This is a genomic window from bacterium, assembly GCA_040753085.1.
Taxonomy (GTDB): domain Bacteria; phylum UBA9089; class JASEGY01; order JASEGY01; family JASEGY01; genus JASEGY01.
In genome coordinates this window covers 1-3221 of the sequence record JBFMHI010000221.1, presented here as the reverse complement: position 1 = coordinate 3221, position 3221 = coordinate 1, and the positions used below count along the sequence as shown (strand labels likewise).

At 45.5% G+C, this 3221-nt stretch carries 2 protein-coding genes; both read right to left on the bottom strand.

Features of this window, described 5'->3' with window-relative positions; genetic code table 11:
• Positions 1 to 378: 378 nt before the first annotated feature.
• Positions 379 to 1599 (bottom strand): GT4 family glycosyltransferase PelF, encoded by a 1221-nt coding sequence (pelF, locus tag AB1797_13760; protein MEW5768652.1) that lies wholly within the window; start codon positions 1597 to 1599, stop codon positions 379 to 381.
• 294 nt (positions 1600 to 1893) lie between these two features.
• Positions 1894 to 3087 (bottom strand): tetraacyldisaccharide 4'-kinase, encoded by a 1194-nt coding sequence (gene lpxK, locus AB1797_13755; GenBank protein ID MEW5768651.1) that lies wholly within the window; start codon positions 3085 to 3087, stop codon positions 1894 to 1896.
• Positions 3088 to 3221 lie beyond the last annotated feature (134 nt).

Genomic DNA, 3221 nt, shown 5'->3' with positions numbered 1-3221 from the left:
CTCTGGAGCTAACCTGAATAAAGCTCCGTAGGAGTAATCTGTTTGTAGTATTTCACAAAAGCAATATATTTGCAGCTCCGTAGGAGCGACCTGTTTTTAGTAGTAGTAGAGCTTGAATATCTATGTCGATGGGAAATTTCTTGCATTTTATTAGACCTATTTCACAGGTCGAAAAATTATTTAAAGATGGGATTAAAAGATTTGTTTTATCTTCGTGCCCTTCGTGTTCTTCGTGGTTTTTAAAAGATGTGGGTAAGGATAAGCCCCTCAAGGGAGGGGGAATTTTGCTTTGTCTCCCAACTAACTGCTTAACTTAGTTTTGAGTAGTTACCCCGAAAATAAGCTAAGATAAATTTTAACACATGATTAAGTTAGGTGTCAAGGAGAAATAAAAAAACTGCCGCGGTGAAGAATAAAATCCATTCTTCTATTTCTTCTTCTATTTCTAATCAACTCTTCATAAAGATTTTCTATGTCTTTTACCAGCCTTCCAGCCGATAAAGAGGGGTAGACCTTTTTTCTTCCAAGCCGGCCCATCTTACTCGCTTCCGTGGGACTGGCCAGTAGTTCCAATATCCCCTCGGCTAAGGCCTGCGGGTCATTGGGGGGGACCAATCGTCCGGTGGCTTCATCTTCGACCAGATCAATAACCCCACCTACGCGGGTAGCCACGACGGGCAAGCCGGAAGCCATCGCTTCAATAACGGCTACCGGCAAGCCCTCATTAAGAGAAGAGAGCACCACCATATCCAGATCAGCATATACTCGCTCCAGATCACCCCTGAAACCTAAGAAAATAACCCGATCCTCCAGGCCGAGTTTTTTAGTCTGTTTCTCTAACTGTTCTCGCAATTCTCCGTCGCCAACCACAAGAAACTTAGCTTCCGGGTGTCTCCGGGCGACTATTCGAGCGGCCGAGAGAAAACAACTATGGTCCTTAATGGGCACCAGCCGGGCAACAATGCCAATCAGCACTTCTTGCCCCGAGAGGTTTAGCTCTTTCCTGAGGCTTCCCTTAAGAGGTTCAAGGTTAATAAACCTGTCCAATTCCAAACCCAGGGGGATAGAGATAACCTTGTTGGGGTCGCCGATCCCGTAAGCCAATATCTCCTCTCTCTGTTTTTGAGAGACAGTAATAATCTTGTGAGTAATTTTGGCCAAAAACCTTTCCATCCAAAGAAATATCTTAGTCTTTAGCGGTCCAAAATAGCTATGGAGGACGTGTCCATGAAAGGTATGAATGATCAACGGCACCCCGGCCAGGTAAGCTGCAGCCCGGCCTAAAGTTCCGGCTTTGGCCGTATGAGTATGAACCAGATCCGGTTTCTCCCTTCGGATGAGACAATAGAGCTTGAAGAAGGCCTTTAAATCATCCCAGAGACTAATCTCTCGTCCTAATTCTTCAATCACTATTGGCTTAAGGTCAGTCTCGCCCAGCAGATCCAGCATATTCCCTTCGTGCTCCCCTTCTCGGCCGGTGACAAGCAAAGATTGGAATCGCTCAGGATTCAATCTCTTGGTGAGAATGGTAGTATGGATAGCCGGACCACCGATGTTGAGTCTGGCGATAATACGAAGGATCTTAATCTGGTTTGGCATAGGTAACAACTGATTACTGGTCACTCCTAACCGATAACCCGGTTACCACCAGTTATTGAAAAGAGACGCTGTAACTATTCAGCCACTAAGACACAAAGATTACCAATAATAGCACACGGATTACACGGATGAGACGGATTGACACGGATAGAAATTTATTAGAAAAAAATCCGTGAGAATCCGCCAAAATCTGTGTCATCCGTGGGCTATTCCATCATTCTCTCTATGCCTTAATGGCTTTGTGGCTGAATAGTTACGATGCGCTTACGATTATATAATACAGGACTATATCTGTCAAGCGGGATCTTGCCCCTCCCCTAACTCCCCAAAGAGGCAGAGGGAAGAAATAAAATCAGGATCAGAAATGATTTCAAACTCTATCCGCATTAGAAAAAATGGCCATTCGGCCGGTTTAATCTTCCCCTCTAAACGTATGCCATCCTTCTCAGTAGTGATGATGGCCTCTGCTTTTTTCTCTCGAAAAATAGAGATAAGCCGTCTTATATCCGGCTCCTGGTAAGGGTGATGGTCAGGAAATCGAATTATGGACACCTCGCTGGCTCCCAACTTACTTAAAGCAGCTTCAAAGTGCTCAGGAGCGGCAATACTTGAGAGGGCCAGAATCTTTGTGCCTTTAATCATTTCCAGGGCATGACTTTTACCACTCAGATCCAATAAATCGATGGGACGGTGAATGGCCTCCAGGATAGGCGCCGCTGGATTGAGTCGAAATAAGATATTAATAAGCTCTGGCTTACTTGCCGGGGTATCAATCTTAGTCCCCCATCCCCCATCCGCTATCTGATCAGCCCTCGTCAGGATAAAATAATCAGCCCGTCTAAGTGATCGCAAGCTTTCACGAAGGATACCCCTGGGAAGGAGACGTCCGTTTCCAAACGGATTTAGACTATTTATGAGGACTATGTCTAAGTCGCGATGAATCCGGCGGTGAGAAAAGGCGTCATCAAGAATGATGATTTGGGAGCCAAAGTTGGCCATAGCCAGACGACCGGTTTTAATTCGATCACGGCCAACTATAACAGGCACACCCGGAAGCTTCCTGGCCAACAAGTAAGGTTCATCACCGCTCTCATCAGGGTTCAACCGGAGATGCTTACTATCAGAAACAATGCCGGCTCGATGCTCATAACTGCCACCGTATCCCCTGGAAAGAACAGTTACTCGAATGCCTCTTTTGACCAATTCCCTGGCAATGGCTATCACGGCCGGGGTCTTACCTGTGCCACCCACGGTGATATTACCTATACTGATCACCTTAGGACATCCCATGGCGGACGGCGGATGGCGAATTATTCGGATTTCGGAGAGGGCCTTAGAATATAGCCGATGGGTCTTAAAGACGCCTTTATCATACATAAATGACCTGAGAAAGACACCCAGCCCATATATCCAGGACAATAACAGAAGAAAAAAATGGATGGAAGTATGCCTCCCATCCTGAGGTTCAAGTATTAATCTTTTAAACATATTTAGGTATAGGGGACGGTGGTGTAGAAAGCAATTTATTTTAGCCATTGGTCTAAGATCATCTTGCCTACTGAGCTCAGTTCGGTCTTGGCTACAATATAATTGATACTTGATGTGGTTACTCCTAAATAGCG